General features: G+C 43.7%; 5 protein-coding genes. 4 read left to right on the top strand and 1 reads right to left on the bottom strand.

Annotated features, from left to right (window positions below; translation table 11 throughout):
- Positions 1-180: 180 nt before the first annotated feature.
- Entirely contained in the window at positions 181-468 is a 288-nt protein-coding gene (locus EIZ48_RS27690) for a hypothetical protein (protein ID WP_160658562.1), read from the top strand.
- Positions 469-606: 138 nt separating this feature from the next.
- Positions 607-1,020 (top strand): VOC family protein, encoded by a 414-nt coding sequence (locus tag EIZ48_RS27685; RefSeq protein ID WP_160658560.1) that lies wholly within the window; start codon positions 607-609, stop codon positions 1,018-1,020.
- A 792-nt stretch (positions 1,021-1,812) separates the two neighbouring features.
- Here the strand turns inward: EIZ48_RS27685 and EIZ48_RS27680 are convergent.
- On the bottom strand, positions 1,813-2,352 hold the full coding sequence (locus tag EIZ48_RS27680; protein ID WP_160658558.1) for a hypothetical protein: 540 nt from the start codon (positions 2,350-2,352) through the stop codon (positions 1,813-1,815).
- A gap of 237 nt (positions 2,353-2,589) precedes the next feature.
- Here EIZ48_RS27680 and EIZ48_RS27675 point away from each other — a divergent pair, with 237 nt between their 5' ends.
- Together EIZ48_RS27675 and EIZ48_RS27670 are read left to right on the top strand one after the other, a co-directional pair.
- Entirely contained in the window at positions 2,590-2,913 is a 324-nt protein-coding gene (locus EIZ48_RS27675) for a hypothetical protein (RefSeq protein WP_160658556.1), read from the top strand.
- 153 nt (positions 2,914-3,066) lie between these two features.
- Entirely contained in the window at positions 3,067-3,405 is a 339-nt protein-coding gene (locus EIZ48_RS27670) for a hypothetical protein (RefSeq protein WP_160658554.1), read from the top strand.
- Positions 3,406-3,743 lie beyond the last annotated feature (338 nt).

The raw sequence follows: 3,743 nt of genomic DNA, 5'->3' as shown, positions 1-3,743 counted from the left end.
TTTTACAATTACATCCAAAGGTATGGTAAGGGTGTATACCATAAAACATAACAAAAACATCAAGGTGACGCTTTACACTCGGCAGTTTTGGTATGGAGTTTGGTGCGCTTGGTTAGTTTATTGTGGCGCACCTTATGTTGGCGTTATGTGTTTCGTGGCAAATATCTTATGGAGGAGAAAATGAAAGATCCGGATATCGAATTTTCCAAGTGGAAACTAGAGCGAAAGAAGGGGAGTTTTAGGTTTGCTGTTCTCACATCATTTCCTGCTATTTTGGGCGTAATGATAGGTCGAAGCATTGAACCGATATTTATATCAGAAGCTGCTTGGAGTTGGGCTCTAACTACCGATATATTAGTGAGTGGTTTCTGGGCATCGGTTGGTGCTATTCCTCTTAGTTTCGTAATTTGGTGGTGGCGTGAGAAAAAGTATAAACGTCATATCGCTAGGTTTGAACAACACACATAACAAAGCGTTTAAGACAGATTCCCAACGCTTGGCATTTCCAGTTTGATTCAGCTTTAGTGTTTACGGCACTGTGGTTTAGGTTAGATGGTGAGCGTTGCTCACCACTTAACGTGGGTACTCTGGTGGCAAGGAGGCAGTATGAGAAAACTTTCAATAATTACTCTAGGCGTAGCAGATCTAAAACAGTCTGCTGCATTTTACGAAAATGTACTCAATTTAAAACGAACAGAATTCGATTCGGATGAGATTATTTTCTTCGACTTGGATGGCCCTGAACTAGCCTTGTTCCCTAAACCTGAATTAGCAAAAGATGTTGGTATATCTCCCGAGGGAACGGGATTTGCAGGTATCACATTAGCGCATAATGTATCCTTATCAACTGAAGTCAAAGAGTTACTACAAAAAGCTACACTTTATGGCGGAACAATTATTAAAGAAGGACAACCTGTATTCTGGGGTGGTTTTTCAGGTTATTTCTCAGACTTAGATGGATACTTATGGGAAATCGCATGTGGTTCTGCTGAATATAGTACGGAGCAAAAAAGCACATAACAATGTAATCAAGGTGACCCATTATACTCGGCGGTTTTGGTATGAAGTTCGGTGCGTTTTGGTGGTTTTGCGTGGGGCACCTTATTGCAGGCGTTAGGCATGGGAAAAGCCTGCTTTATGATCTGGTCGTAACCGCATCGCTCAAGAACGGGAACTCTATGGCCATTCGTTCATCGTAGGGCTGTCCTTATTGTTCCGGGAAATGCAGGTTGTTCCGTTCTTTGCTGTCTCAGACGACGGCAATAAACGTTCCTAGTTTCCTCGTTGCACTGCAGTGAAAGGCTTGTCATTTACTCAACCCATCAGTCTAGTGGATGCAGCCTCGATTAGCATCTCACCAGGGTGTCATGCAAATGTAGCTGGCTTTAAGCTGTTGATAGTTTACATGTCTCGTTAAGATTCGTGTGTGCTGTATCCCATGGTTGGCGCCGGAGCGCGCTGAGAGTTCGACTGCCAGGTTGTGATGCCACAAGTGGAAATGCCTAACAAAGCAATTAAGGTGACCCGTTACACTCGGCGGTTTTGGTATGAAGTTTAGTGTGCTTTGCAGGTTTGGCGTGGGGCACCTTATCGCAGGCGTTATAGCGCCACTCATAGTGGCGCTTAGCTACTTTCCGTTATTTTGTAGCTTGGAGATTTTATGCGAGTAATATGCATTTTGTCCGAAAGCAAGTAAGAATACAAAGTAGAATAAACCTGTCCTTGTAGCACTGTCTGAGTTTTCCCAGTACCACATCACGAAGAAAAAGAGAACGAGATAAAAAATAATTTTGGTCAGGATATTTATCATTATTAGTAATGCCTTGAGCTATTAATAGTTGTACGGTTTTTTAGTTCGGTTTGTGCTTTATTAAGCTCTCTTTTGTTCATGTAAACGCAGCCCCAAATGACAAGCATTATCCAGTGCTGTCTGCCCATGCGCTTTTGAGACCAGATATTCTTAACGAAATCTTTTCCCCCTAACGCTGACGCTCCAACACCTATGTATCCAGCTAATGAATCGATAGAGGAATGAAAAGAAATGTCGTCTTGTAACTCTTGAGAGTTCAGCGACCATATTCCCCATTGTGGATTAACAAATGTGGTATCCAGGGTTTTTGTAATTAAAGTACCCATTAGGGCTTTGTTCGGTACCGCACGTATTGTTGCCATTGCTTCTATTCTTTGTTGGCGGTTTAAATGCCTATATAAAATCATTGCTGATAACGCTTCGATTTCTTGTGTGCCAGCATTAGTCAGCAGATTGTTAGGTATTGATGTGACTTTTGCTAAGAACTGTAATTGTGATTTGGGCTTATTCGGTAATTTGTAAGGAAGTGAGTCGCTATTCATGTATATTTCTTTCCAATATTAGTAAGTTGTCTGTATGTTAACCATGTAGGTGTAATTGCCTAATTGGTATTGGATGGGAACTCGAGTTAGAGAGCATCTTGCTAAGAAAATGAGAGGTCATCCGAGTTCACTCTGTGAGATTGATCGAAGAATTATGGCGCTATAACAAAGCAATCAAACGGACGCGAACACTCGGCGGTTTTGGTTTGAATTAATTCCGTGATTATGGTGTTTTTGGTGAGAAAGTTTAAATTCGCGCCGCTTATTGCAGGCGTTATGCACCTAAGAGCCATGCTCATCGATGGTAGAAGGTTCATTGTTCACTACCACTATTTCTTAGGCCATTCGTTCAGCGAAAGGCTGCCATTTGGTGTCGGGGTTCAGCAAGTTGTCAGTTTCTTTGTAGCCTTTGAGTACGAACCGTCAGGCTCTCGTTTAACACCCTTTTTGGTCCGTGGTTTCAGAGAGGGGCGATCCCTTTGGCTTTCAGCTTCATCGCAGGGCAGCCAATCTGGTTTGGCATTTGGAATGGGGAAAGTTCAGCTTACTCAAAGGCGCTAGGAGGTAGAAGCAATCTTCAAATCATGATTTGTGGCAGCTTCACCGAAAAGACACTATGCGTCGATAGACTTGCGACCAAATAGGGAACGCACTAATGGATGGCGTTGCATAACAAAGCAATCAAGGTGACCCGTTACACTCGGCGGTTTTGGTATGAAGTTCGGTGTGCTTTGTTGGTTCAGTGTGGGGCACCTTATTGCAGGCGTTATGCACCTAAGAGCCATGCTCATCGATGGTAGAAGGTTCATTGTTCACTACCACGATTTCTTAGGCCATTCGTTCAGCGAAAGGCTGCCATTTGGTGTCGGGGTTCAGCAAGTTGTCAGTTTCTTTGTAGCCTTTGAGTACGAACCGTCAGGCTCTCGTTTAACACCCTTTTTGTTCCGTGGTTTCAGAGAGGGGCGATCCCTTTGGCTTTCAGCTTCATCGCAGGGCAGCCGATCTGGTTTGGCATTTGGAATGGGGAAAGTTCAGCTGACTCAAAGGCGCTAGGAGGGAGAAGCAACCTTAAATCAGGATTTGTGGCAGCTTCACCGAAAGACACTATGCGTCGATAGACTTGCGACCAAATAGGGAACGCACTAATGGATGGAGTTGCATAACAAAACAATCAAGGTGACCCGTTACACTCGGCGGTTTTGGTATAAAGTTCGGTGTGCTTTGTTGGTTTTGTGTGGGGCATCTTATTGCAGGCGCTGGCGGATCCCCACATAATTTACGCACGATAATTGTTCCTTGCCATTAGAATTAGGGTGGATTGCGCCCAACGAATTGCTGAATCGTTGATGTGATATTCCAGCCGTCGGAAGACCTCTTTTCCTAGCCTAACA

The sequence above is a fragment of the Photobacterium alginatilyticum genome, assembly GCF_009910675.1.
Lineage (GTDB): Bacteria > Pseudomonadota > Gammaproteobacteria > Enterobacterales > Vibrionaceae > Photobacterium > Photobacterium alginatilyticum.
Note: the sequence above shows the minus strand (reverse complement) of the source record. Positions and strands in the feature narration are given on the sequence as shown.